The following is a 25,348-nucleotide window of genomic DNA, read 5'->3' as shown; positions in this document are numbered from 1 at the left end:
TCTCGAAAGAAGAGGCTCTGGCCTGCGTCATTCTTTGGCGCAGGAAAAAACTGTTTTCCGGAATTTCCGAATTGCCAATTGGTCATCTGCGCTTCACTTCGAATACGTAGACTCTGGAATAGTTGAGGACCAAAGCAAATGACTGAACCCTTAGTAGTTGGGCAAATCGCTCTAAGTTTTCACATCGCTACTTCAGCAGTTGTTTGTGAACTCCTTGAGCGGTTGGGGCACGATGTCGTAGTAAAACAAGCCTCGCATGAAGATTTGTATGAAATGCTTGGGAAGGGAGAGATCGATCTCCTGGTTTCATCTTGGTTGCCAGCGAGTCACGAGAAATACATCAAGGAATACCAAGACCAACTTGCTAAACTGGCGGTTCTATACAATCCTTATTGCATATGGGGTATTTCTGAGCGCGCTCCATCTCACATACAATCCGTGGAGGATCTCTCTAAACCCGAAGTTGCGGAGTTGTTCCGAAAGCGCATTCAAGGGATAAATCCTGGTGCAGGCATCAGCCGTTTTTCTCGTCAAATGATTGACGACTACGATTTAGAACGACAGGGTTTCTACTTTGAAAACGGCACACTAGAAGATTGTGCAAATGCATTCCTTGATGCCGAAAAAGCAGGCGAGTTTGCCATTATTCCACTTTGGCATCCTCAATGGCTCCACCAAAATAACTCGTTGAGAGAGTTGAAAGATCCTAAAAAACTGCTTGGCGGTCACGACGATGCGACACTGTTGCTTAGGCGCGACGCCGAACACAAAGTTAACACCCAAGGACGCAAGATGCTTGAAAGCTTGAGAATAGGTAACAAAGCTCTTTCCAATCTGGACTACGAGATATGTGTGGAAGGAAAAAAGCCTATTGAAGCCGCCAGATGTTGGATTGAGTCAAACTGGCATCAATTCGAATTCAGGTTAAGGTGAATGCTGATCACTGAGTTCGGTTAGCATCCGCAACAGTCACATTGCCTTTTCCCATTTGGCCTGCGATCACTTACCATCAGAATGATGGTAAGTGATCTTATTTAACCTTCCCCTTACTTTAGCTTAAGGCAGACTTTTGGTATTGCAGGGTTTTCGGGATCAAATTGAGAACAAAACTGCCGCAGAACCTTGCCCGTAGCCTCCCCGGCTATCGCCGGGCCAGCGCCGGTAGTCAAAAGTGAGAGCAAAAGAGTCGTGACCGCTAGGTTTTTCATGGAATTCTCCAATGGTATAAGATGAGATCGCCCAACATCTTCAGGCAGATTTAGAATACTAATGCGCCCTCTAAAGTGGTATTAATATTCTTAAAAGTACCTTTTTGAGATGCCCTATTGCCGACTTACCCAAATCGCCTACCCAACACGCCGGACTCGCGATTGCGGGGTATTTCATTCCACTCTTTCCTTTCGAAGATGTTGAAGCAGTACGCTCTCAAAGATAGTGAGGCTTGAGATCAATCATCTCTAAGCAATGATCGAGCTCCTTCAGCTCCTTGACTAAGTAATCCGAAAGGCGTCTTACCTTCGCTGGTTGACGCGCGATCGGCGGAAATACCAGTTGAAGGTCGACATTTGGAGGGCAGAAGCTGCTCAAGAGCGGGAGAAGGCGACCATCGCGGATGTCGTCAGCAACATCCCAGGCTGACTTTAATGCAATGCCTTTTCCCTCCGTGGCCCATCGGCGTAAAACTTCTCCATCGTTTGTGGCCCGTGAGCCAGACACACGCACGTTGAGAGACTTAGAATTTTCCACAAAAGTCCAAGTGTCATTTTTTGCGCCAAGTGATGAAAGAAGCATGCAGTTGTGGTGCACAAGATCTTTGGGATGGTTTGGCATGCCATTGAGTTCAACATAACTGGGTGAAGCAACGGGTATTCGCTTGTTAGACGAGATCCTTCTCAGCTTTAGACTACTATCCATCAAAGCACCGTAGCGGATAGCAATATCAATACCGCGTGCGGTGAGGTCCGTGACCAAGTCTGTGCATACTAAATCTATCGACATCTGCGGATTGATCGTCAGAAACCTGTCGAGGGCCGGTGCAATGTAGTTCCTACCGAGGTCAACGGGTGCAGTGACTTTGACCTGGCCTGTAAGCTGTCGCCTCTCATGAGTGATCTTCTCGTCAAAATTTGCAAGATCATTTAGTATGTTGAGGGACACTTCCAAGAAATCTTCGCCGGCCTGGGTCAAATGCATCTGGCGGGTGGTTCTCCGAAAAAGTGTGGCACCTACGGCAGTTTCCATTGCCGACAAACGTAGTGAAGCGGATCCCGGCGAAATTCCCAAATCTCCGGCCGCTGCGCTGAGTGACCCCAGCTCCGCGATCCTTTTGAACAGTTTTAGGTCAGATATTTTTTCAATCATATTATTTGATATCCCTAAAAGGTATTATCCGCATCCCATTATTAACAAATTTTCTTAAAAGAACGAAGGTCCATTCAGAGTGTTGGCACGTCCGATGTGTGCCTTTCCCCTAAGGAAAATGAAGGACCCTTGATATGAGCCAAAATTTGTTTGAACCGCTGGTACTAGGCGGCATGAAAATCCCGAACCGGATCGCCGTCGCGCCGATGACACGTGCTCGCACCAGTCAGCCTGGCGATATTCCAAATGCAATGATGGCAGATTACTACGCTCAACGCGCCAGCGCAGGGTTAATCATCTCTGAGGCCACTCAGATTTCGAGGCAGGGGCAAGGCTATTCTTTCACACCTGGCATCTTCACAGGAGATCAGATCGAGGGCTGGAAGCTTATTACCGATGCGGTCCATGATGCCGGAGGGCGCATATTTCTGCAGCTTTGGCATGTCGGCCGAATGAGCCACGAGAGTTTCCACGAAGATGGCAAGCCGGTTGCCCCGTCCGCGCTCTCCCCTGATGCACAGGTTTGGATTGTCGATCCTGCTACTGGTGAAGGCGGAATGGTGAACTGCCCTATTCCGCGCGCACTGACCAAAGCCGAAATCCGAGATGTTATTCAAGATTTCCGAAAGGGAGCGGCCAATGCTATGTCGGCCGGCTTCGACGGCGTAGAAATCCACGGGGCAAATGGTTATCTGATAGATGAGTTCTTGCGCCGATCCTCGAACCAACGCACTGATGAATATGGCGGGTCGCAGGAAAACCGTATCCGCTTCCTCAACGAGGTTACCGAGGCTGTTGTGAATGAAATCGGTGCCGAGAAGACTGGCATCCGCCTGTCGCCTTACATCACACAACGCAACATGGCCGACGCTGAGATCATCGAAGTAATCTTGAAAGCCGCCGAATGCCTGGACGACCTTGGCATCGCCTATATCCACTTATCAGAGGCAGATTGGGACGACGCTCCAACTATACCAGAGTATTTCCGCCAAGACCTTCGCGAGGCCTTTTCCGGAAAAATTATCGTTGCCGGAAAATACTCACAGGAACGAGGTGAACAGATTATATGCGAGGGGTTTGCCGACATCGTGGCCTATGGTCGTCCCTTTATTGCCAATCCAGACCTGCCACGACGATTTGCCGAAAACTTGCCTCTAGCTGAATTTGACCCAGATACACTGTTTGGTGGAACCGAAGTGGGATACTCAAACTATCCGCCCCATGTTTCGGCACCTAATTTTGCAAGCAAGTAAGCCTCTGATATCGCAGGCGGTTCGTTTGAACCGCCATCCCATCATGCTTTTGTCAGTGCCGCCATCCAGTTCTCAATTGGGTCGCGGCTGCCGAGCCCGGGTTCGATGATACCGTTGACCATGAAGGTTGGTGACGCGTGAATGCCGTTTTGGCGCGCATACTTAACATGACGCTTGAGGTCACGATCCAGATCCTTTTGACCAAAGGCCTCTTTCACCGATACTCCACTCACAGTTTCTATCCGTTTTAGCAACGTGCTCGGTGTCACGTCCAAGTTAGGGCCAGAACAATGATGCTCGAACTCGAACTGTTCGCGATGCTCAAAGATAGCCTCCATGACCGCCCAGGCATCCCTTTTACCACCCGGACCCGTAGACGCTGCAAGAATAGCGCGACAAACAATACCTGAAAAAAGGTGCCATGGTTGCGACTGCAGCCAGATCTTTAGGACAAAGCCGTCCTCCCCAAGCTGCCGACGCAAAGCTGGGAGTTTGCCAAATGCCAAGGCAGAAAACGGGCAAGTCGGCTCGAGAAACACTTCAAAAAGCGCGCCATTCTCCCCCCAAACCAAATCGGCAGTCTTAACGGTTTGTCCCATCATTGTTCTTCTCCTGGATTCCAGAATGCAGCCGGTTTTAGGAGCGTGTTGAATTGTTCAATCTGATAACCAAGCTCCGCGCCCGCCTCGCGATAAGCGAGCCAATCGGCATCCTGATAAAGCGCCAGTCGTCGCTTCTCGCGATCCTCCGCACTCTCATATTTCCAAATATGGAAATAAGAATTCACATCACCAGTTTCGACGGAACCATAGAACAGCGGAGCGCCTAGGTGACGTTTTTGAGCCTCGAATCCCATTTCCGAATAGAGTGCCAATTGCTTTTGCAGTGTTCCCGGGCGAGTTCGGTACTTTCTAAGATCAAATAGCATAGGTGCTCCTTTGGCAGACCAATATCTTAAAGATGGCAGTTGGTAAGGCCGCCGTTCGTTGACGAGAAGTTGCCGGATGCGGAGGGAGTCAGCCACATCCGGCAACCTGGGGATCAAATGCGGTGCAATCGATCCTGAAATGGCGCTCTCGAGCATCCAATCGAGAACGCCGAGGTGTTAATTTACGCCCCAGATACCACGGTAGATATCGCGGTAGCCATTACCAGGGTCGTAAGAGAGGTCAGCGCCACCATCTTCCATGATGTTGTTTGGCGTGAAGAGATGAACTGGAACCACATAGCCAGAGTGCTCTTCGCCAGCGAGTGCCCGGTTCATTTCGTCAACGACCTGCCATCCGTGCAAATTCAAAGGCTCGGCCACAGTCGCATACTGGTAGAAGTTCTGCTGAATACGTTGGAACGCTGCTTCAGAACCATCTCCCGCCGAAATATTGCGCGGGAAGTCATCCTGGGTCTTGCCTGCGGAGATCAGCGCGGGTGCCATGAAATCATATGGCAAATCATTGATTGTCAGGGAATAATTCCATTCGTCGCCGAAACGCTGCAGCAGTGCATTTGTCAACGGTGGCATGCGGGTGCTGGCTTCCGCCAGAGGTGTATCTTCGACCGACAGGATTTTGCACCCTTCGCAAGCGTTGATCACCTCCGCAATTGCGTCAGATTTGGCGATAGCAATCTCGTAAACGCTGTCCGTGAAGATCACCACGTTTGCCGTTCCATTACTGTCAGCGACTGCCAGCGAAGCTGCAGCACGGGAGATTTCCAGTGGATCAGTTGTGATATTCGTGAAGATCGCGTGTTTGTCCGACGGACCGGTGGAGGCAGTGGAGTGCCATCCAACGACAACAATACCTGCTTCGTCAGCTTGCCGGATCGCTTCTGCTTGTTCATTGGCATCAACCGTGCCCAGGATGATCCCATCGGGTTGCAGCGCGATTGCCTGTTGCATGGCCGCGGACCGACCGGAAACCGATCCCTGACCGTCGATGATGCGCAAATCCCAACCGATTGCTTCGACTGCTTCCTTAACCCCTTCGCTTACGCCCAGGGCCCCGCCATTTCTTTGGTCCGCGGAAACGTAGACGATTGTTTTACCCGCTTGTGCTTCAGGTCCAGTCGTGGGTCCTGTCCAAGGAGCGTTGGGAGCCGACGCTGCCTCCACATATGCGATCGCGTCACTGACGGCATCTGCATATGCGGCCTGCCCCCCAATAGCTGCCCCCGACATAAGCGCCACTGTGAGCGCAGTTTTCATTCCAAAGTTCATTGCGTTTCCTCCTTGTTGAACACTTTGACTTAAGTTTCTGAAACCTTGTCGTCTGGAGACTCCTCGTCTCCTCCGTCGCTATTCGACTGCGCTGTAGGCAGACGTGCGTGACGAACCGAGCTACGTTTTCTTTGCGCGTATCCTGCGATCCCGATGGCGATCAGGAGCGTCGTTCCGTTGAAAAGCGGCTCGACGAAAAATGCACCGCCAAGCTGTTGGATGCCCGATATCCCGACGGCCAGAATGATGACGCCAACGATCGTGCCCCATACGTTCACGCGACCCGGTTTGATCGTTGTGGACCCCAGAAAGGCGCCGACCAAGGCAGGCAGAAGAAATTCGAGCCCGACGCTAGCTTGCCCAATGCGAAGCTTTGCAGCCAGAACGACCCCTGCAATAGCTCCGATCAAGCCTGAGGCGATGAATGCTCCGATGACATAGCGCCTGGTGCGAATACCGTTTAGTTCCGCCGCGCGCGAGTTCGCTCCGATAGCGTACAGGTTCCTACCAATTGGCAGGTACTCGGAGATGATCCACAGGATGACAGCGATCGCGAGGACGTAGAATGCTGCAATTGGCAAGCCGAAGACGGTTTGCGCATATATTCCAGTAAAGGCTTCGGGAAGCGCGCCAATGACTTGGCGTCCGCCAGTGTGCCACAAAGCCAGTGCATAGATGATTGTGCCGGTTCCGAGCGTCGCGATGAAACTGTCAATCCGTGCGACTTCGACCAAGAGGCCATTGAGCAGACCAAGGGTGCATCCGCCCAAAAGAACGATGACAACTGCTATTGTCCAATCAAACCCGTAGACCGTCTGCAAACTGATTGCGAGGACATGCCAGATGACGATGCCGTACCCAACTGTCAGGTCAATACGGCCAGTCATCATCGGGATCATGGCCGCCAGAGAAAGCAACGCGATAACCGACTTTTCACCCAAGATGGCCCGCAAATTTAGATATGTCGGGAACGTTTTGGGGAGCAGTATTGAAAACAGGATTATCAGAGCAATTGTTAGAATTGGCAAACCATAGACGGGCAACAACCGCACGATTTTCTGAGAAGTGGACAATCCTCGCAGTTGTGACGTGGTTGGCTCTAGCGCATTTGATTCAAGCGATTGCATGCTGGATCTCCTTACGCCCGGCATCAAGCGACGCGGCGTTCAAAAGTGATGTGATTGAGAGGTCGCTTTGCGGTATCTCTGCGACTACTTGGCCATCATGGAATACACAGGCCCGATGACTTAAGGCCGCTACTTCCTCGAAATCTGTTGAGATAAGCAGGACGGCGAGCCCATCACCCAAGGCTTTGGCCAAGAGTGCATAAATGTCTGCTTTCGATCCGACATCCACACCTGCCGTTGGGTCCTCAAGCACAAGAATGGAGCCGCCTACGCTCATCCATCTTGCCATTACGACTTTCTGCTGGTTTCCACCTGACAACGTCTCGATCGGTGCTGCGGGATCATTTGGACGGATGTCGAATGTTTTTCCGATTTTTCGGGCGTCTTCAGCCTCATTGGAAGGCGACTTGAACGAAAACAGCCCTCTGCCTGTGAGGGCCGGATTGATAAACAGATTCTCCTGAATGGTTAGGCCCTGCGCAACAGACTCTGCGTTCCTGTCACCTGCAACCATGCAAATTCCCTGGCTGATAGATTCCTCTGGGTGGCTTGTCTTCAATTGAGAGCCATCTTCCAGAACAACCGAACCTCCGGTAATTTGGCTGCGGCCGAAGAGAGCATGCCCTACGGCGTCTTGCCCCGCGCCTCTGAGCCCCACTAACCCAAGTACCTCGCCGCGCTTCAGCTCAAAGCTAATCGGACCGACGTCCTCAGTGCACATGGCCTCCAGACGCAGTGCAACCGGGCTGTTTTCGACTGCCGGTGGATGTACGAATACTTCCTCCAAGGCGCGCCCGATAATCAGATTGATAAGTCGGTCACCGTCGAGCTTCCCGATAGGTTCATCACCAACAAGGTAGCCATCCCGCAATACGACCGCGCGATCTCCAATTGCAAAAACCTCATCAAGCCGGTGAGAGACATAGATCATCGCAACACCGCTCTCCCGGAGACGGCACAGCACTTCATGAAGCATCTCGACGTCGGATTGCGGCAAGCTGGCCGTCGGCTCATCCAACACCAAAAGCTTGGCGTTGCGAGCCAGCGCCCGTGCGATTGCGACCAGCGACTTTTCTGTCCTTGTCAGCTCTTGAACTCGCGCATCTGGATCAATTGTGTCTGTCACCGCAGCCAATGCCTGCGCCGCCTCTGACCGCATTTTTTTCCAATCGATGAACCCAAATCGGCGCGGGAAAGAGCCTTGCATTAGGCCGATATTCTCAGCGACGGTCATCCATTCAATCAAACCCAGATCCTGATGAATGAATGCGATGCCTGGGTGAGCTTCTCTGGGGTCAAACTCTGCGCCTTCAAACGCGAACTTGCCAGCGTCGGCCGTGTATACTCCGGCCAGCATTTTAATGAGTGTCGATTTCCCCGCTCCATTTTCGCCTAAGAGAGCGACAATTTCGCCTTTCGACACTGAAAAACTCACGTCGGTAACAGCTTTGGTACCCCCAAATCGCTTGCTGACCGACGTGACCGATAGAACCGGCGCTTGCGCGCCTTTTCCGTGAGTCGTTGTCATATGTTTTTTCCTCCCATCGCCGACTTGGTTGTCCCAAATTCAACGATTTTTCGATATTTCACGATTTCGGACTTGTCCTGCAACCGAATATCGGACAAATATACTACATTTTCGGCCACTGCGATCACGGTTGCAGCGGTGCGGACACAACGCTCACTAGCCGACGCCCCAATAGGAACGAACACATGCAAGAACCATTCCGAGTCGAGGACCTCGCGAACAGCCACGCGACACAGTTCAAAATCGAAAGACATAATTTTTCGTCTCAAGCCGAACCTTGCGGCCAGCTTGTTCTGTGCCAAGCCGGCGAAGTCGAACTGTACGGCCACAACGGAGAATGGATTATCCCGTCGGGCTATATGGTTTTTGTGCCCTCAGACCGAATGTTCAGAATCCGGGTGCGGATTCCGACCTCAGGAATGACAATAAAATTCTGTCGCAATGAGGTGAGCTGGGACCACAACGGATGTTGGGTTGGACCAATTCAAGAAATGGCCAGCTACCTTTCAAATTACTCTTTGAAATGGAGCTGTGAAGAAGACAGGAAACGCCGCAAGGCAAAGGCGTTTTTTGTAACCTTGGGAGAAATGGTGCCTGGTTGGTTTCAACACGAGCGCATCATGTGGACACCGTATGCTGAAAATTCTTCGGTGCAAAAGGTGATTGACTTTGCCCGTCAAAAAGGGCCGGGCATCTCTCTTCCAGAGGTCGCTGCACATGTTGGGATGTCAGAGCGAAATCTTAGACGACACATGAAATCAGAACTCGGCCAGAGTTGGCGCGAGTTCATTCGTGAGATACGCATGAACAAAGCGATGGACTTGCTCCGAAAGGAACGGAAGTCTGTAACGGAAACAGCATTTGAAGTCGGGTTCTCCAGTAGTTCCGCCTTCTCCAATGCATTTCTTGAGTACGTCGGAAAAACACCTTCCGCATTTGTCAAAAACATTAAAGAGCGGGAGGTTCAACACTAAAGAAACAATCACAAGCGACGCGAACTAAGACCGACATACGCCGATTTGAAGGCACGGGGATCAGATTTGCCAGTCACTTTTATTTCTTATAAATCATACACTTAACATACACCTTTTCTCCAAAGATTCGATTCACTCGGCCCAGACCCCGGGTTATTGGACAAAAAACCTGTTATTGATCAGACACTGTCCGATAGCCGAAATTTATTGGCCGAATTCAGCATGCAACATCTGGCCGAAAATGGCAGAATTTGGCCATGCGTGCTATTTTGGGCCAGTTACCATCAAGCTGTTTGCTGCACGTTTAACCGCGTCTGCCTTCTGCCGTAATCGCAGAGCCCTTCCAGTTGGCCATCGAGATGGCGCGTGACACATGAAACGGAGGAGAATGAAGTGACCGAACCTCAAGCATTTGCACTATCCAGTCCAGACTTGGCGGAAAGTGCAGACATCTCCGCGGCTCAATATCTGAACGGTTTTGGATGCTCCGGCCAAAATGAACGTCCAACTCTAACCTGGCGCAATGCACCGGAAGGTACTAAGAGCTACGCCCTCACTCTCTATGATCAGGACGCGCCTACTGGCAGTGGCTTCTGGCATTGGGTTCTGTTCGATATACCGGCAACCCTTTCTAGGATTGAGACGGGATCGAAGCCAGAAGGTTCAAAAGAGGCGAACACTGATTTTGGAGAGCCCGGGTACTTTGGCCCCTGCCCCCCAGTTGGACGCAAACACCGATACACATTCTATGTGCATGCATTAGACGTTGAGAAGCTGGAGGTACCTGAGAACGCGACAGGCGCGCTTGCCGGATTCTTTATCCATCAACACACGCTGGCGAAGGCTAGCTTCACGGTCATTGCCGGGCCACGCGGAGCAGACACGTGAAACTCACCGAGGGAGGAAAGCATGACCAATGAGCATCAAATACCTAAAGAGGTCTACCTTGAGTTCTTAGGAAGAACGATCGAGATTCACTGGAACTATCACGCGATACTCATGACCGGTATCTGGCTTGTTCTAGTGCCAATATGCATTATGTCCTTGCGCTATTACAAACCCAAACCCACAAAAACAGGCATTACCGTTTATCGCACTATATGGCGGCCAGAGTGGATTTGGTTCCACATTCATCAATACGGCCTGAACATCGCAATCCTTATGTCTTTGGCTGGTATGGCAGTCGCTCTTGTAGTTAGTCAGGGGTTCTCGGGAACGGTGCACTCATTCTTCGGGTTGGCCACCATTGCGCTTGGAATACTACAAGGTGTCTCGGCATTGTTCCGCGGCAGTCATGGCGGACGATATTATGAAATTGCCGACCCTGATGATCCGAATACTTGGGAAGGGGATCACTACAGTATGACGCGTCGCCGCAGACGTATGGAGAGCTACCACAAAACAACAGGCTTCCTGACGCTAGTTTGCGCTGCTGGCGCGGTAGGCTCTGGTTTGTCTCAATATCCAATGCCGTCCCTGGCCATTTTCCTTATAGCCTCCAGTTTGGGTCTATTTCTGGTGTGCCTGTATCGAGAGCATCGTGGCAAGAGATACGACACCTACCGCGCGGTCTTTGGGAATGATCCTGATCATCCTTACAACAAAGAACGCGAAGGGCTTTAACCTAAACCACTGCCGGAGCCTACGAAGGTGGGCCCGGCAAGATCTGCATCGGTTTCGCGCCTGGTGGGGAAGTTTACTGCCACGCTCGAAGGATCGCTTCTGCAGGATGCAGCACGGTAACCTTTGACAAACGTTTGATTTGCGAGCGGCAAGAGTAGCCGGTTGCAATCAAGTCTGGGCGATCTTCCGCTTCAACAATTCTTCGCCAATTCTGATCGTAGAGCGTCTTAGAAATATCTTGATGTTCCGTTTCATGACCGAACAGGCCAGACATCCCACAGCATCCTGCATTGACGATTTTCAGCTTGATCCCAAAGTTGTCAAAGATCTGCACCCATTGCGCTGACGTTTCTGGGACGAGAGCCCGCTCGGTGCAGTGCTGAATTACGGCGAAGCTTTGAAGTCCGGATAACCGTGGAAGCTGTACCCCAGATAGCCATTCACTCAAGACTTTCACCCGGAACTCCGGGCAGTCTGTTAGAGTGTCAGGATATTCATGTCGGTACATCAACGTTGTGGCTGAATCCACGCCAACCAAGGTAAAGCCTGCATGATCAAGTTGCGCAAGATCATACGCCTGCCGGGTGGCAACGGACTTAAAGCGCCCGCGCATGCCCCTTACATGCAGCGGCTTACCGCCCTCCCGATAGCGCAGCACTATTGGGCGGAAACCGAGCTTTTTTATCAGTTGGATTTGGGCGAGAACAACACCGCTATCGTAGAAACTTGTAAAACAATCCTGGACCAAGACGACCGTGTTGCTGGGGGTCCTGGGCTGCATCGCCAATATCTTTTCCGCGGCAAGTACTGGAACCTCAAGCCTGTTGAGCGCCCTTTTAAACTCTCGTCGGCTCCTGAGTTTTGGTATGTCTACCAGACCGACCCGATCTGCCATAAGCTTCTTGACGATCTTCGTTGACTGAACCCAGTTTGCGATTCCGCCAAAATGATCCAGAACAGGAGCCAACCGTTCAAGATTGGCCACCATTAAGTCGGAAAACGGCCTGGGTTGTGATCGGTGATACCATTCCAAAAACTGTGATTTCATTTCTGGGATATCAACATTTGCCGGACAGCCTGCGCCTGCGCAGGTTTTGCATGCAAGGCATGTATCCAGAACCTCATGTAGGGCCTCAGCCATATTGGACACTTGTGACTCTTGCTCCTGAGACAGATTGCGCGCCCATTCTCGAAGCATTCCTGCACGCCCCTTCGGGGACAACCGTCTGTCCCCTGTCGCCTTGTAAGACGGGCAGAATGCTTGCGTTTCATCCTGATTAAAGCAGGCCCCATTGCCATCACATCGCAGCATGTTTGAAAAGGATTGTGCGAGGTCCGGTGTAATCTGCTGATCAAATTCGCCGCGCATGGTGACACCATCCAAAGCAAGAAGCTGCGAGGAGCCACCATCTGGATGGGCAATTTTTCCAGGGTTCATTCGGTTGAGAGGATCGAATGCCCCTTTGATCTGTTGCATAACCTTATAAAGCGCGGCCCCAATAACCTGTTCTGAGTATTCTCCGCGCAAACCCTTGCCGTGTTCACCCCACAGAAGGCCACCATATTTGCGCGTGAGGTCAAACACCGCATCCGAGATTTCACGGATTTGCCGCCGCTCGTCCTCGGAATTCAGGTTCATCAGCGGTCGTATGTGGACGCAGCCAACATCGGCGTGGCCGTACATACCCAGCGGAATATTTTTTGCTGACAGCACTTCTTCCAGTTCGCCAACGAAATCGGCCAGATGTTCTGGTGGAACCGCACAATCTTCAATAAAGGCGACAGCACGTTTGTTGCGATCAAAACCAGCGAGTAAGCCCTGACAGGCGCGGCGGATCTCCCAGACTCGAGCGATCTGTTCCGGGTCCCGCAACACCTTGACGCCGATTGGGCGCAGGCCTGCATCGGGTAAGGTTTCGAAATGTGCCAGAAATTCCTGCAGACGGCGATCCAGAGTATCGCCATCATCATCCGACATTTCAAAGAAATGGGCCGCCAGCGTCTCACCATCCCCTTCAATTCCCAGAACATCCCGCACATCATTCGCGAAGGGCGAACGCAATGCAGCGCCCAAAATCTTGTCGTCGATGAACTCGATCGCGTGAGGACGAGCCTCAAGTAGACCCGGAACAGCGCGTAGTCCTGCTTCATGGCTGGGATAGACCAGAACGGTAAGCACCGTGTGGGCCGGAATTGGTTCTGCCTTAAGAGTGATCGATTTGATGAATCCAAGCGTTCCTTCGGACCCTGCCACCAATTTCGCAAGGTTCAGGCTTCCGTCCACATTCCGCGCTTCTTTCAGATTGTAGCCGGTAAACCCGCGCTTCATGTCAGGAAAGCGCTTCTGAATTTCCTTAACATGAGGTGCCAGAATGGCATCCACCCGTCGGGCCAGCTCTCCTGTTGCGCCACCGAGGGTTGGCAAACCCGCCTCTGCCACCTCCCCTATCTCAACACATTCTCCGTTGGGCAGAACAAACTCTATCGAATGAACATGGTCAGAAGTCTTGCCATATACGACTGATCCTTTCCCGGAACTGTCGTTTGACGTCATTCCTCCAAGGGTCGCGCGACTCGTGGTTGAGACATGTGGCGCAAAAAAGCGGCCATGCGGTTTCAGGAAATCAATCAGTTTGTCGCGCACCAGACCCGGCTCGACACGCACCAAACCCTTGGCTTGGTCAAAACTCAGGACGTTTTGCATGAAACGCGATGTGTCCACGACAACGCCTGTTCCCAGCGACTGTCCGTTTGTCGATGTTCCGCCACCCCGTGGGTAAAACCTCAAGGAAGAAAACGCTTCCTCCTGAGCGACCTGCACAAGCAGATCGATATCAGAACCGCAGCGGGGATAAGCCACCGCTTGCGGCATGATCTGGTAGATCGAATTGTCGGTCGAGCAAGCAATCCGGCTAGCTGTATCCGACGCCAGCTCTCCAAGGAATCCGCGACTTTTCAAACTGTCAAAATAGGAAGTAACGGTCAGACTGACATCCGGCATTCCTTGAGGTGGCAGGTCTTTCATATCAGCCTTCGTACTCAAGAATGTAGAGCCCGCCATTGTAGTCATTAGCGTAGATCAGTCCTTGCTTGTCGACATAGACATCACAATTCTGAATGACCAAGGGACGGTTTGGCCGGTGATCAACCAGCTTTTTGGGTGCTGGTGGCACAAACGCTGCGACCTCTTTGGGGCGGTATTCGTCAGAAATGTCGGTAACGCGAATACCTGCGTTCTGCATGGTTGAAAAAATCAGCTGATCACTGACAAGTCCGTCGGGCCGGTTTTCATAGATATTGTGCGGGCCGAAATGCCCCCCCTTCTTGCAATAGTCGGCTTCTGACGGGACAGGGAAAGTAGAGATGCTGACGGGATTGGACGGAACACGGTTATCAAACATCCAGATGTGTTTGATACCATCCTCACAATTATCAAGAACAGACTCATCTACGACGACGAGCAGGTCCCGATCGGGCAAGGGCAAGCAATTATGGGTCCCTCCACCAAACGGCGGCGACCAATTGCGATGCACAATCAGCTCTGGATTGGTCCGGTCACTAACATCCATTACAACCATGCCGGCATCGCGCCACGCACCATAAGCGATATCACCGTGTACAATGGCGTGGTGCAATCCACCGCGGGCATTCTCATCTGCAGGTTCTTCTCCTGCCGCCGCATTCATTCCCGGCAACCAATAGCGCCCGGCCTCTTTTGGATTAGATGGGTCACTCATATCAATGGTCATGAATATGTAGTCTGTGAATCCATCGAGCAGTACCGATGCGTATGCCCATCGACCACCGGTGTACCAAAGCCGGTGAATACCACCGCCTTCTACGGACAAGAAACCAATCTGACGCGGATTTGCCGGATCCTTGATATCGTATACAGACATCCCCGCGGTCCAGTCGCGTTCACGGTTCATATCCGCAGTGCCAACTTTCCGACCAAGTGCGCCCTTATAGTATTCGCTCTCATCCTGAAACTCAGCCGATGCAAACATGTCCTTCGCATTTATGACCAGCAAGAGATCTTCGTAAGTTTGCAGATGAAGATGCCAAGTGTTTTTCGGGGCGGCGATATAGTTCACTGGCTTAGGGTTCCGAGGATCGCGTACGTCTATGATACTGAAGCCTTTTGAAAACATGTGCCCTGTGAAGGCAAAGCCCTTGTTGATCATCAATTGAACACCATCCGGACGACCACCCTGATCACAATGACCAATGAGTTTCATGTTTTTTGCAAAGTCGGGTGTAGGTAGGTCCGAGGCGGCCATCTTCGCATTCCTTTCAATGGTAAACTACGCTTATTGGATTCACGCGTTGTTCCAAGAATGGACGTAAATCACGTGGCCTGCATTCTGTAAGAGGACACAAATCCTCGATATTCGGCCAGCGCCTACAATTCTTGAGAGGTCGATCATTGCGCGGCTTTTGCAGTTTGTGAGCTAGCCTTTGGCGCCACGCCTGACTGACTCAAAGGATCCCGCAACCAAAGCGGCTAAAATGACAGCGCCGCCGAAAGCGACCCAGACGGTAATCGCTTCGTTAAGGATCAATGCTGAACTCAAGAACCCGATAAGTGGGGCAGCCGTGCTGACTAGCGAAACACGTGCGACAGGAAGGGAACGTCCTGCGACGATCATCAGCCCAAACCCGAGCCCAGTCGCAAAGGGACCAACAAATAGCAAAAGGAGCAAACCCGGCAGCGATAATGCTTCAGGTGCTAGTGATCCATCCATGAACCAAGCCAGCGGTAATGTAACAAGGCCTGCAAGCAAGAATTGCCAAAAAACTGCATCCGGAACATCGCCAGACCACCTATGTGTTGCAATCAGTCGCATCGAGAGCGACCAGAAAACTGACGCTAGAAGAACCATGAATAGGGGAACAACCGGCATCGCCTGGCTGGAGCTGAAGACCACGATGGCACACCCAAATGCAGATGCAACGGTAATGGCGAGACGATGTTTTTCGATTCTGGCTCGAAAGACCAATAGATCCAACAAGACAAGCCAAAGGGGCGTCGTGTAGATAAGTATGCTCGCAGTTCCAGCGGGAATCCATTTTAACGACAGCGTCACAAGCCCCATCTGAGTGACAAATTGCATTAGTGCGACGCCAATAATCACCCGCAAGTCCAACCTGTTAAAAACGGGCAAACGCCTTTTGAGCACAACGACCAGTAGAGCAACAACAGGTGCACTGAGGCAAAACCGGAGAGACACCATCCAAAATGGGCTAAAGTAGGCTAGGCCTAGTTTCATAAAGGGCCAGTTCACCCCTAACATCACAACAGAAACAACAAGAGCGACATATGCTCCTGTGTTTTTTGGCACGTCATATTTGTTATCTGCCATCGTAAGAATTTGGGCTCTTTGGCCGCTCAAACTGAGTTCTACAAAAGAGGTCGGCAACCTTGGGTCGCCGACCTAAGCAGTCAGGTTTTTTGTAAATGTTGGCTGTCAAACGATAAGCGCGCCGCCTTCGACATCAATCGTTGCGCCGGTCATGGATGGGGAATCGATCGCAAAAAGATAGGCGGCAGCGAGGTCTTCAGCTCGGGCGACGCGCCCGGCCGGAAGCGTGTTGGCAGCGTTCTGGAGCATCGATAAGCGCGCTGTTGAATCCATTCCTGCGTAGGCTTCTGTATCGGTCAATCCCGGGCTCACGACATTTACGCGAAGCGGAGCCAACTCTCTTGCGAGTAGCCTCGTCGAGGCTTCCAGAGCAGCATTCATTGCGGTCTTGGTGAACGTCCCCGGAACTGTGCGACGTGCTAAAAACCCCGAAGTCAAAGTAATTGAACCTCCGGCTCGCATATACTTTGAGGCAACCTGTGCTGTCTCAATGGACCCCCAGAACTTTGTTTCAAAGGCTTGTCGGGCGGCTTTGAGATCGAGAGCTGAAATCTCTCCTCCAGGGGCCTGTGAGCCCGCTGTAATGACGAGGTGATCCAGGTCGATCTGTTCTTCGAAAAATCGAGCTATCGAGGTTCTGTCAGAGATATCCAAGCCTGTAGAACGACTTGCCGCGACTACGGTACCCGGACGCCTCGACAGAGCATCGCAAACGGCGCGTCCAATTCCTGAAGTCCCTCCTATCACGATCGATTTGGTGGTCTCGTTAAAGCTCATTTTATTGCTCCTCATGATTGGCATTCGCGGAAAACTGCTTCGACCAAGAGGTTTTCCGGCGTCTTAAAGAACAGCCGTCTTTCGCTGAGTTCGGGAAGGTCCATAGGGCTGTAGGTAATGCCTAGGTTCTCCAGTCTGGCTCGAAACTTATGGTAACCTTTCAGGCGAAAAGCGACGTGGTCCCAAGCCTCAGATTGAGGGTCCTGACCCAATCGATTTGTAGCGATCAAATGCAAAATCGGTTTATCTCCGGCGTAAAGCCAAAACCCAGGGATATGTTGGATCGCTTTAGGCCGCGATCCTGCCTGCATTTCGTCAAAGACCGTGAGAAAAAAGGATTTCACGGCCGCTGGATCCTTTGTTCTGATTGTGACGTGATCTAACTGCATTGACGTTCCTTTTGCTCGGCAAAGCGTAAGAAATGACACCAGCCAAACAATCTGGAAGCATCGAATTGTCAGTTTGAGTTTTCTAAAAGATGGATGCGCGATCAGGCGGCCGAACAGTAACCGACAAACCCTCGGTCGATCACGATTTTGTCTCACGTATCCCGGGGTCGGTCTCAGAAAGCCAGCTCTGAATGGGTTCAATTTGTTCGGCGGCGTTCAAGGTTGGCGTATGCCCAACATCCGGAAACTCGATGGAAGTTGCGTTCGGTAGTCGGCGGAGCATCTTGTCCAGCAGGCTTTCGGGCAAGAAATCAGAGTCCATCCCCCGCAGCACCAGAACAGGACATTTGATCCTGTCCCAGAATTTCCAAAGATTGAAATGCATGAACATGAAGTAGTTGCGGAAGTTCTGCATAATGTCTGGGTCATGATGCATATGGTAGCCTTCGGACGTTTCAAAGCAGCTGGTTTTTGCCATTCGCGCCCAATCGGTGTCGGTCATCGGCCCAAATGGGCTAAGCGTTTGCCGAAGGTGGTTCTCAACCTCCTTCAAACTATCAAATTGGCTCGTCTGTCCCGCATAGCTTGTGATCCGACGAAGTGCCGAGAACGGAATATCCGGCCCAATGTCGTTAATGATAAGGCGCTGAATTGGTGAGTTTTCGAGCCCGGCCAAAGCAATGCCGATTAGTCCCCCAAGAGATGTTCCGATCCAGTCGTAGCGTGAGAGACCCGCTTTGGCGGCCACAACGGTCATATCCATGTTGTACTGCAGGAGATTGTAATCCGATGGATCGGTCAGCCAATCACTATCACCGCGCCCAGCCAGGTCAGCACAAATAACTCTTCGCGTTGATGAAAGACGTGAGGCGAGCACATCAAAATCACGACTGTTTCGCGTCAAACCATGAACGCAAATTACATCACTGGTTGGTTCAAGGCATGGGTACTCACGGTAGGCCAGTGTGTGAAATCCATGCCGACTGATACCTCTTGCATGGTTCAATATAACACTTCGGCCCTGTGCCTCAGATGATGAGACTTGGTCGTTTGATTTTAGAGCGCGTAAGGTCACCGTTTTTTTCCCCAGAAGCTTTCGTTAGGATCGTAGCTCGCGTTTGGCGAGTTCCACGCCAAACTTGAGCCTTTGAAACGGGCTCTTGGTAATCCTGGTCGCTTTTCTAAACACCTTTTCGTCGAGCTTACTGGTCAAACGAAGATACTCATCAATCAGGTCTGGATGGACGTCAAATCCGTCATACCAAACTGTGCAGTCAATCGATCCTTCTCGCCCTTTACACCGATCTCGGACGTGTTCCTCCAACTGAGACAGTTCTTCTTTCTTGCTCAAAAAGAAGCCGCGCAAATTGATCTCCAACTGTCCAGTATGCTCATTCAGTTGAACACGTGTATCCACGGATGCTCCAAATAGATCTTCACGAAGGCCCATTTGTTCCCGTTGAAAAATTCGCTCATCCATAAGTTTCGGCTCGCGAATGATGGGTGTAAAATCCATAAGCGCCAAAATGTCGTTCTTTAGGTCGATGCCTGGCGCGATTTCGACTAGCACCAGGCCCTCCGCCGAAGCTTGGAAAACACACCTTTCAGTAACATAGAGCACGGGTTGTCCCCGCTCGGCAGCTAACTCTCCGGAGAAGGTGATTTGTTCGACGTATGGGACGAACTTTCTGACAGCCCCCTCGCGGACAATCTTGATCTTGCCATCGCCAATCTCGGTTTTGAGCCCGCCCGCAGTGAACGTGCCTGCAAGAACTAAGCGGCCAGCGTTCTGGCTAATGTTAATAAAACCACCCGCCCCGGCAAATTTCGGACCAAACTTCGAAACGTTCACGTTGCCGAAACGGTCTGTCTGGGCCATGCCGAGACACGCCATATCGAGACCGCCTCCATCGTAAAAATCGAACTGGGCGCTCTGAGCGACGACAGCATCAGGATTTAGTGCAGCCCCAAAATCCAACCCTCCTTGTGGCATGCCGCCAATCACGCCGGGTTCAGCAGTGAGCGTCACGTTGTTGAGCAACCCTTCTTCCGCCGCGACAGCGGCCACACCTTCGGGAACCCCAATGCCCAAATTGACGACGCCGTCTATCGGCAATTCGAAAGCAGCCCTACGCGCGATGACTTTGCGTTCAGTTAGTGGTTGCGAATTCACCTGATCCAATGGCAAGCGCAATTCACCTGAATAGGCATGGTTGTAGGGTGTGGCGTAAGTTTGCCGATGGTTTTCTGCCTTGGAGATTACCACGCAGTCAACCAGTGCTCCCGGAATCATGACACGCTTGGGCAACAGTGTGCCGTGAATCGCCATTCGCTCGATCTGAACGATCACCGCCCCATCAGAATTATGTGCGGCCATTGCCGCGGCTGTGGCATCCAGTTTGAGGGCTTCCCGCTCCATCGTGGAATTGCCCATTGTATCGGCGGTCGTTGCTCTCAATAGCGCGACATCAATTGGAAATGCTTTGTAGTACAGCCATTCTTCCCCTTGATGATGTACCAGTTCGACAAGGTCTTGAACTGTCCGGTCGTTTATTTTCCCACCGGATTGTCGAGGGTCAACGAATGTCCTTAGACCGACCTTGGAGAACATGCCCGGCTTTCCACCAGCAATTTCCCGATAGAGCTGGCTGATGCAGCCCAACGGAAGATTGTATGCCTCTATTTCGTTTTCAACAGCCATGGCTGATAGCTTTGGCACCAACGACCAATGACCACCGATGGCACGTTTGATGAGACCCTTATGCGCAAGGCGGTTCAATCCCCGCTCGCCACCGTCGCCCGGGGCTGCCGCAAAAACCAAAGTTAAATCTCTGGGGTGGCCTGTTTCCAAAAACCTCTCTTCAAGTGCAATCAGGAGCTCGTCTGGCGTTCCAACACCGACAAAGCCCGAAACACAGACTGTGTCGCCGTCGCGTATAACGGAAATGGCGTCTCGAGCAGGAACACTGATGCTTGGATGTCCCATGCTCTACTGCCGATCCATCAGCCAATCGAAAACACCTGACCCGACAATGCCCTGGCTCTTTCTGCTGACGTAAACGCCGACATGACCACCTGGCAACGCGAGTTCTGTATAGTCATCGGTGCCCACATGCTTGCCCAGAGCCGTTGAACATGGTGGTGGAATGATGTGATCTTGTTTGGCGAAGACATTGAGGATCGGCATATCCAAATTCTTGAGGTCAACGCGGCGTCCTGAGAGTTCGAAAGTCCCCTCCACAAGCCGATTTTCCTTATACAATTCGATAAGCCATTGCTTGGCCGCTGCACCGGGATGGTGTGGACGATCGGCGAGCCATTTTTCCATTCTCAGGAAATTTAAAAGTCGCTTTTCGTCCGACGCTGCTTCGAGAAGGTCGATATTGTACTTTGTCATGGTCCGAACGGGCGTCATCATCTGGAACACGCTCGCCATAATTTCACCCGGCAGGTTTCCGAAGACCTTGATCAGGCGATTAACATCTTCTTCCTCCAGGCTGCGGGTCCAAAGATTGATGAATCCATGGGCCTCATTGTCATCCTGTAGATCACCATGAAAATCGACTGGCGTAATGGTCAAGATGAGGTTCTTGACTTTCTCGGGATGCAAAGCCGCATAGGCGACCGAGAATGTCCCTCCTTCACAGATGCCGAGGATTGTCACCTGATCGGCGCCGGAGATTTCTCGAATTCTCTCTATGCAGTCATCAAGATACCAGTCCACATAATCATCCAGTGTCAGGTACTGATCGGCGCGGGTCGGATGCCCCCAATCGACCACATACAAATCCACCCCGCGACCGAGTAGATTGCGCACAAGAGACCGGTCTTCTTGCAAGTCGACCATCGTGTATCGCCCAACCAGCCCATAGACGATAATTACAGGACCAGATTGTACTTCAGTGTCTGGGAGCGGGTCGTAGTGGTGCAGGGTGACCTTATCTTGCTCTAGGACAAGAGTTTTTGGCGTTGCGCCAACATCCACATCATCGGCACTTACGGCGCTCAGGTTTTTCAGGCTTTTCGAAATCTGGTCATTCCATTTGATCGCATCCTGAAACAAGCCCATTTGGGAGTTTTGTTCGTCACTCATTTCTTTTCTCCAGAAGACTTGGAGGAACCTGGTTTCTTGCGGGACGGCGGAGCGGAAGCATGATCAGCAATCTGCTTGGTCAAGTCTCGAAGCGATTTCTTCAATTCGTAGACGGACCGATGAAGCTCATCGACCTCTGATCTAGTTGGAAGGGAATGCGTCTCACACCATTTCTCAACCAGTTCCTGCTCTTTGAGCCTGTAGTCCACGCCGGCACGTAACAATTTTCTTTGTGCATCGAGGTAGCGCTTGGTGCGTTGGGTTTTGGTGAGTTCTTCGTTGGCGATTTGGAGCCAGTTCTGAATAAGTTCATTTGGCGAATGCCCCAGTTTTGAAAGATCACCGCTGTGTTCCTTCAGGAAGGTCTCATATGCCGCCCACCAAGCCTTCAGGACGATGTTCCGATATGTCGCGCTGGCCTCGCGAAGCGCCGCCCACTCGTTCGTCGTTTGCGCTCCAAGATCACTGAGATCTGCAGAACTAAAATGCCCGGGGCCATCGACAAGCTTTTGAATAGTGGAATTAACTTCATCTGAACCGAACAATAGAAACTGGCTCGGGTCCATTACTTTGCTAAGCGTTGTCTTAGCGATGTCATTTGCGTCATTTTCCCAGCGAGCATTCTGAAACGCTGCTGAGATCCAATCTTGGCTGGCTGTTACAGATTTGTCCCAAAGCTGCTGGGCAATTCGCGCGCTTACTTCATTTTCGCTCGTAGTGAGTGATTTTGATATGTTCTCCCAGAAGGGTCGCTGAGCATCAATCATGGCGCTCTGGGAGCGCAACCACATATCGAGAAATGGGTAAGGTTCGGAAGGTTTGTCTGCCATGACCGACCTCACAGCGCTTTGCTATAAATGGCGAGCGCTGCCTCGTAAGTCATCTCGCGAGGATTGTTGATCAGCAATCGCTCCTGTTTCATGGCATCCGTTGCCAACATCGGCAGGTGGTTGTGGCTGACGTCCACATCACTCAACCGGCTCGGCATGCCCAGTTCAGAACCCAGCTCCAGGAACCGCGCAATCATTGCATCGGCGCGTTCAGATTCTCCGAGCCCTGAAAGCCCTGGGAATATGATTGGTGCCAATTCGGCATATTCTGAGTGCGCGTTCGGCAAGTTGAACTCAAGCACGTGGGGCAATACCAGCGCATTTGACAGCCCATGAGGAACATGAAAATGCCCTCCTAACGGGTAGGCCAATGCGTGTACGGCAGCGACCGGAGCGTTTGCGAATGCCATCCCCGCAAGCATCGAACCGAGTAGCATATTGCCCCTGGCATCTCGATCTTCCGGGCTGAAACACGCTTTGTGTATATTGGCCCCGAGTAATTCTAACGCCTGTTTCGCCAGGCAGTCTGACACCACATTTTTGAGTCGCTTTGACGTGTAGGCTTCGATGGCATGTACCATCGCATCGATACCAGTAGCCGCTGTTACCGGTGCAGGAAGGCCAATAGTGAGTTCAGCATCCAAAACAGCAAAGTCAGGCAGGAGTTGGGGAGCGACCACCCCTTTTTTTTCATTGGCACCTGTCGTCACGATGGAAATCGGAGTGACTTCGGACCCCGTGCCGGCAGTCGTGGGCGCCAAGATCAGAGGAAGACGCTCTCCCCGGACTAGGTTTACGCCATACATGTCTGCCAAGTCTTGATCGGTGTTTGCCAAAACGGCGATCAGCTTGGCTGTGTCGAGCGAAGACCCGCCGCCTATCGAGACCACACAGTCTATGCGTTCAGATCGGGCGCGGTCGACGGCGGATTTGATCATATCCTCAGGAGGATCGGGCTGAACGCCGGAAAATGTCCAAACATCAAGCCCAGCTTGCCGAAACCCCTCCAACGCTGGATCGGCCAACCCAAGTTTCAAAATCATCGCGTCGGTTATGAAACCAACTTTTTTGCAACCCCGGTCAGAGAGAATCTTGCCGATCTTGGCGGTTGCCCCAATCTCGGCGAGAACAGATCGTGTTGTTTGAAAACTAAACGAAGTCATCTGAACGCCCCCCTCAGATCGGCGAAGTCAGGTTTTGCAGCTGTTCTGTCAGCTTCATGTTCTCTCGGTAGTCGACGGGGCAGTCGATTATCGAAACCGTGCCATCGTTGAGGGCAGTTTGCAGAGTTGGAAGCAACTCTTCGGCGCTCTCGACCCGGTAACCATTGGCACCAAAGCTTTCAGCAAATTTCACGAAATCAGGGTTGTCGAACTCTATCTTTGTCGAGCGACCAAAATGGCGCTCTTGGTGCCATTCAATGAGACCGTACTTGCTATCGTTAAAGATCAGGATCACCAAATCCAGCCCCAAGCGAACTGCGGTCTCGATCTCCTGATTGTTCATCATGAAGCCGGCGTCGCCACAGACTGCAACAGCCTTACGATCTGGATACGCAAGTTTTGCGGCGATTGCCCCTGGCAGAGCGATCCCCATAGAAGCAAACCCGTTGGAAATTATGCAGGTGTTTGGTGCCTCGGCCTGATACATTCTGGCCATCCACATCTTATGGGCACCAACGTCCGAAATTGTGATGTCGTCTGGGCCGAGCGCCTGGCGCAGATCCCAGACAATTTTCTGAGGCTTAACCGGAAACTCTGTATCATTTGCGTGCTCTGCGATCTGCTCTTTGATGATGGCAGGCAGCTTGTGAACTTTTGTGTTTGGGCGACGTCGAGACCGTGCAGCAATACGCGACAATGAATCTTCAATCGTTCCGACGACCCCAGCCTCCAGTATATAGTGTGCATCAACTTCGGCCGGGCTTTCGTCGATATGTATAATTTTTTTGCTTTTCTCGGGGTTCCAAAGCGCGGGATGGTATTCCACCATATCGACACCCACGCAGATGATGAGGTCTGCTTCATCAAACGCAAATGACACGAAATCGTGTGCTTTCAGCCCAATCGTACCGAGGCTTAATGAATGGCTGAACGGAATAACCCCTTTCGCCATGAATGTCGTCGCCACTGGGATGTTCATCTTCTCGGCAAAGTCAACCATGGCCTCAGACGCTCCGCCCCGGATAACCCCATTTCCTGCCATGATGACCGGAGCGTTGGCTTTACCGATTATTTCGGCGACGGAAGCACATTTTCCGACAGGCGCCGTTGGAGGCACAGGAGCTTGAACTTTCAGCGGTTGGGTAGCGTCCAAGTCGTCTCCAGCCACATTTTCCGGCAGGTCGATAAACGAACATCCCGGCTTTTCTGCCTGAGCGCGTTTAAAGGCCTTGCGAACGATTTCCGGAATGATTTCCGGTGTTCGAATTTGTGTCGAGTATTTTGAAATGGGCTCGAAGAGATTAACCAAATCAAGAATCTGGTGGCTTTCTTTGTGCAGGCGATCGGTCGAGCCTTGTCCGGCGATCGCGACAATGGGCGCCCGGTCCATATTCGCGTCAGCAACACCTGTAACGAGGTTGGTCGCCCCTGGACCGAGTGTCGAAAGACACACGCCAGCTCTCCCAGTCAGCCGCCCATATACATCGGCGATGAACGCGGCACCTTGCTCGTGACGGGTCGTCACGAACTCGATTGGGCTATCGATCAGGGCGTCCATCACGTCGATGTTTTCTTCGCCCGGAACCCCGAAGATATAATCTACACCTTCATTTTCTAGGCACTTCACGAACAGCTCTGCTGCTTTCATTGGT

Annotated in this window: 23 protein-coding genes; 5 read left to right on the top strand and 18 right to left on the bottom strand. The window is 51.8% G+C overall.

Annotated features, from left to right (window positions below):
- The first annotated feature begins 138 nt into the window (after positions 1–138).
- Complete coding sequence (locus tag ACR0C9_RS19025) at positions 139–933, top strand: glycine betaine ABC transporter substrate-binding protein (RefSeq protein ID WP_480781758.1); 795 nt, start codon at positions 139–141, stop codon at positions 931–933.
- A 492-nt stretch (positions 934–1,425) separates the two neighbouring features.
- On the opposite strand, the gene ACR0C9_RS19020 is transcribed toward ACR0C9_RS19025, so the two are convergent.
- Positions 1,426–2,361 (bottom strand): LysR family transcriptional regulator, encoded by a 936-nt coding sequence (locus ACR0C9_RS19020; RefSeq protein WP_480781757.1) that lies wholly within the window; start codon positions 2,359–2,361, stop codon positions 1,426–1,428.
- Positions 2,362–2,495: 134 nt separating this feature from the next.
- Between ACR0C9_RS19020 and ACR0C9_RS19015 the strand changes: the two genes are divergently transcribed.
- On the top strand, positions 2,496–3,614 hold the full coding sequence (locus tag ACR0C9_RS19015; RefSeq protein WP_480781756.1) for an alkene reductase: 1,119 nt from the start codon (positions 2,496–2,498) through the stop codon (positions 3,612–3,614).
- Between the two features lie 41 nt (positions 3,615–3,655).
- Here ACR0C9_RS19015 and ACR0C9_RS19010 read toward each other — a convergent pair whose 3' ends face one another.
- The 6 genes from ACR0C9_RS19010 to ACR0C9_RS18985 form a co-directional block, all read right to left on the bottom strand.
- Complete coding sequence (locus ACR0C9_RS19010; RefSeq protein ID WP_480781755.1) at positions 3,656–4,216, bottom strand: DsbA family protein; 561 nt, start codon at positions 4,214–4,216, stop codon at positions 3,656–3,658.
- Complete coding sequence (locus ACR0C9_RS19005; protein WP_480781754.1) at positions 4,213–4,542, bottom strand: NIPSNAP family protein; 330 nt, start codon at positions 4,540–4,542, stop codon at positions 4,213–4,215. Before ACR0C9_RS19005 ends, ACR0C9_RS19010 begins: the two co-directional genes overlap by 4 nt.
- Before the next feature lie 177 nt (positions 4,543–4,719).
- Positions 4,720–5,829, bottom strand: a complete 1,110-nt coding sequence (locus ACR0C9_RS19000) for a substrate-binding domain-containing protein (protein WP_480781753.1) — start codon at positions 5,827–5,829, stop codon at positions 4,720–4,722.
- 29 nt (positions 5,830–5,858) lie between these two features.
- Positions 5,859–6,956, bottom strand: a complete 1,098-nt coding sequence (locus tag ACR0C9_RS18995) for an ABC transporter permease (protein ID WP_480781752.1) — start codon at positions 6,954–6,956, stop codon at positions 5,859–5,861.
- The gene (locus ACR0C9_RS18990) at positions 6,943–8,484 is read right to left on the bottom strand and encodes a sugar ABC transporter ATP-binding protein (protein ID WP_480781751.1); all 1,542 of its coding nucleotides are present in this window, start codon (positions 8,482–8,484) and stop codon (positions 6,943–6,945) included. The genes ACR0C9_RS18995 and ACR0C9_RS18990 overlap by 14 nt, the downstream gene beginning before the upstream one ends.
- On the bottom strand, positions 8,481–8,813 hold the full coding sequence (locus ACR0C9_RS18985) for a hypothetical protein (RefSeq protein WP_480781750.1): 333 nt from the start codon (positions 8,811–8,813) through the stop codon (positions 8,481–8,483). The genes ACR0C9_RS18990 and ACR0C9_RS18985 overlap by 4 nt, the downstream gene beginning before the upstream one ends.
- Before the next feature lie 162 nt (positions 8,814–8,975).
- Between ACR0C9_RS18985 and ACR0C9_RS18980 the strand changes: the two genes are divergently transcribed.
- From ACR0C9_RS18980 to ACR0C9_RS18970, 3 genes are all read left to right on the top strand, one after another.
- Positions 8,976–9,458: a helix-turn-helix transcriptional regulator gene (locus tag ACR0C9_RS18980; protein ID WP_480781749.1), complete on the top strand. Its 483-nt coding sequence runs from the start codon at positions 8,976–8,978 to the stop codon at positions 9,456–9,458.
- A gap of 393 nt (positions 9,459–9,851) precedes the next feature.
- On the top strand, positions 9,852–10,346 hold the full coding sequence (locus ACR0C9_RS18975) for a YbhB/YbcL family Raf kinase inhibitor-like protein (RefSeq protein WP_480781748.1): 495 nt from the start codon (positions 9,852–9,854) through the stop codon (positions 10,344–10,346).
- 21 nt (positions 10,347–10,367) lie between these two features.
- The gene (locus tag ACR0C9_RS18970) at positions 10,368–11,081 is read left to right on the top strand and encodes a cytochrome b561 domain-containing protein (RefSeq protein ID WP_480781747.1); all 714 of its coding nucleotides are present in this window, start codon (positions 10,368–10,370) and stop codon (positions 11,079–11,081) included.
- Positions 11,082–11,154: 73 nt separating this feature from the next.
- On the opposite strand, the gene ACR0C9_RS18965 is transcribed toward ACR0C9_RS18970, so the two are convergent.
- The 11 genes from ACR0C9_RS18965 to ACR0C9_RS18915 form a co-directional block, all read right to left on the bottom strand.
- Complete coding sequence (locus ACR0C9_RS18965) at positions 11,155–14,106, bottom strand: FAD-binding and (Fe-S)-binding domain-containing protein (RefSeq protein ID WP_480781746.1); 2,952 nt, start codon at positions 14,104–14,106, stop codon at positions 11,155–11,157.
- A 1-nt stretch (position 14,107) separates the two neighbouring features.
- Positions 14,108–15,361, bottom strand: a complete 1,254-nt coding sequence (locus ACR0C9_RS18960; protein ID WP_480781745.1) for an LVIVD repeat-containing protein — start codon at positions 15,359–15,361, stop codon at positions 14,108–14,110.
- A gap of 171 nt (positions 15,362–15,532) precedes the next feature.
- Complete coding sequence (locus ACR0C9_RS18955; RefSeq protein ID WP_480781744.1) at positions 15,533–16,444, bottom strand: DMT family transporter; 912 nt, start codon at positions 16,442–16,444, stop codon at positions 15,533–15,535.
- 105 nt (positions 16,445–16,549) lie between these two features.
- Positions 16,550–17,221 (bottom strand): SDR family oxidoreductase, encoded by a 672-nt coding sequence (locus tag ACR0C9_RS18950; RefSeq protein WP_480781743.1) that lies wholly within the window; start codon positions 17,219–17,221, stop codon positions 16,550–16,552.
- 11 nt (positions 17,222–17,232) lie between these two features.
- The gene (locus ACR0C9_RS18945) at positions 17,233–17,610 is read right to left on the bottom strand and encodes a VOC family protein (protein ID WP_480781742.1); all 378 of its coding nucleotides are present in this window, start codon (positions 17,608–17,610) and stop codon (positions 17,233–17,235) included.
- Between the two features lie 139 nt (positions 17,611–17,749).
- On the bottom strand, positions 17,750–18,685 hold the full coding sequence (locus ACR0C9_RS18940; RefSeq protein ID WP_480781741.1) for an alpha/beta fold hydrolase: 936 nt from the start codon (positions 18,683–18,685) through the stop codon (positions 17,750–17,752).
- 24 nt (positions 18,686–18,709) lie between these two features.
- Positions 18,710–20,596 carry an acyl CoA:acetate/3-ketoacid CoA transferase gene (locus ACR0C9_RS18935; RefSeq protein WP_480781740.1) on the bottom strand — a complete coding sequence of 629 codons (1,887 nt, stop codon included), beginning with the start codon at positions 20,594–20,596 and terminating at the stop codon, positions 18,710–18,712.
- 3 nt (positions 20,597–20,599) lie between these two features.
- Positions 20,600–21,703 (bottom strand): class III poly(R)-hydroxyalkanoic acid synthase subunit PhaC, encoded by a 1,104-nt coding sequence (gene phaC, locus ACR0C9_RS18930; RefSeq protein WP_480781739.1) that lies wholly within the window; start codon positions 21,701–21,703, stop codon positions 20,600–20,602.
- Positions 21,700–22,533, bottom strand: coding sequence for a poly(R)-hydroxyalkanoic acid synthase subunit PhaE (locus tag ACR0C9_RS18925; RefSeq protein ID WP_480781738.1), 834 nt, complete (start codon positions 22,531–22,533; stop codon positions 21,700–21,702). The genes phaC and ACR0C9_RS18925 overlap by 4 nt, the downstream gene beginning before the upstream one ends.
- A gap of 8 nt (positions 22,534–22,541) precedes the next feature.
- Positions 22,542–23,696: an iron-containing alcohol dehydrogenase gene (locus ACR0C9_RS18920; RefSeq protein WP_480781737.1), complete on the bottom strand. Its 1,155-nt coding sequence runs from the start codon at positions 23,694–23,696 to the stop codon at positions 22,542–22,544.
- 13 nt (positions 23,697–23,709) lie between these two features.
- Positions 23,710–25,344, bottom strand: a complete 1,635-nt coding sequence (locus ACR0C9_RS18915) for an acetolactate synthase large subunit (protein ID WP_480781736.1) — start codon at positions 25,342–25,344, stop codon at positions 23,710–23,712.
- Between the last annotated feature and the right edge of the window lie 4 nt (positions 25,345–25,348).

This window comes from Ruegeria sp. C12 (assembly GCF_056537745.1).
This window is presented reverse-complemented; position numbering and strand designations above follow the sequence as displayed.

Excerpts from the sequence above, each read along its gene's own strand:
- ACR0C9_RS19015 (WP_480781756.1), top strand. The coding sequence starts at position 2,496 with ATGAGCCAAAATTTGTTTGAACCGCTGGTACTAGGCGGCATGAAAATC.
- ACR0C9_RS18970 (WP_480781747.1), top strand. The coding sequence starts at position 10,368 with ATGACCAATGAGCATCAAATACCTAAAGAGGTCTACCTTGAGTTCTTA.
- ACR0C9_RS18955 (WP_480781744.1), bottom strand. The coding sequence starts at position 16,444 with ATGGCAGATAACAAATATGACGTGCCAAAAAACACAGGAGCATATGTC.
- ACR0C9_RS18950 (WP_480781743.1), bottom strand. The coding sequence starts at position 17,221 with ATGAGCTTTAACGAGACCACCAAATCGATCGTGATAGGAGGGACTTCA.
- ACR0C9_RS19025 (WP_480781758.1), top strand. The coding sequence starts at position 139 with ATGACTGAACCCTTAGTAGTTGGGCAAATCGCTCTAAGTTTTCACATC.
- ACR0C9_RS18925 (WP_480781738.1), bottom strand. The coding sequence starts at position 22,533 with ATGGCAGACAAACCTTCCGAACCTTACCCATTTCTCGATATGTGGTTG.
- ACR0C9_RS19020 (WP_480781757.1), bottom strand. The coding sequence starts at position 2,361 with ATGATTGAAAAAATATCTGACCTAAAACTGTTCAAAAGGATCGCGGAG.
- ACR0C9_RS18960 (WP_480781745.1), bottom strand. The coding sequence starts at position 15,361 with ATGGCCGCCTCGGACCTACCTACACCCGACTTTGCAAAAAACATGAAA.
- ACR0C9_RS18965 (WP_480781746.1), bottom strand. The coding sequence starts at position 14,106 with ATGAAAGACCTGCCACCTCAAGGAATGCCGGATGTCAGTCTGACCGTT.
- ACR0C9_RS19000 (WP_480781753.1), bottom strand. The coding sequence starts at position 5,829 with ATGAACTTTGGAATGAAAACTGCGCTCACAGTGGCGCTTATGTCGGGG.
- ACR0C9_RS18915 (WP_480781736.1), bottom strand. The coding sequence starts at position 25,344 with ATGAAAGCAGCAGAGCTGTTCGTGAAGTGCCTAGAAAATGAAGGTGTA.
- ACR0C9_RS18980 (WP_480781749.1), top strand. The coding sequence starts at position 8,976 with ATGGCCAGCTACCTTTCAAATTACTCTTTGAAATGGAGCTGTGAAGAA.
- ACR0C9_RS18990 (WP_480781751.1), bottom strand. The coding sequence starts at position 8,484 with ATGACAACGACTCACGGAAAAGGCGCGCAAGCGCCGGTTCTATCGGTC.
- ACR0C9_RS18945 (WP_480781742.1), bottom strand. The coding sequence starts at position 17,610 with ATGCAGTTAGATCACGTCACAATCAGAACAAAGGATCCAGCGGCCGTG.
- phaC (WP_480781739.1), bottom strand. The coding sequence starts at position 21,703 with ATGAGTGACGAACAAAACTCCCAAATGGGCTTGTTTCAGGATGCGATC.
- ACR0C9_RS19010 (WP_480781755.1), bottom strand. The coding sequence starts at position 4,216 with ATGATGGGACAAACCGTTAAGACTGCCGATTTGGTTTGGGGGGAGAAT.
- ACR0C9_RS18920 (WP_480781737.1), bottom strand. The coding sequence starts at position 23,696 with ATGACTTCGTTTAGTTTTCAAACAACACGATCTGTTCTCGCCGAGATT.
- ACR0C9_RS18935 (WP_480781740.1), bottom strand. The coding sequence starts at position 20,596 with ATGGGACATCCAAGCATCAGTGTTCCTGCTCGAGACGCCATTTCCGTT.
- ACR0C9_RS18995 (WP_480781752.1), bottom strand. The coding sequence starts at position 6,956 with ATGCAATCGCTTGAATCAAATGCGCTAGAGCCAACCACGTCACAACTG.
- ACR0C9_RS19005 (WP_480781754.1), bottom strand. The coding sequence starts at position 4,542 with ATGCTATTTGATCTTAGAAAGTACCGAACTCGCCCGGGAACACTGCAA.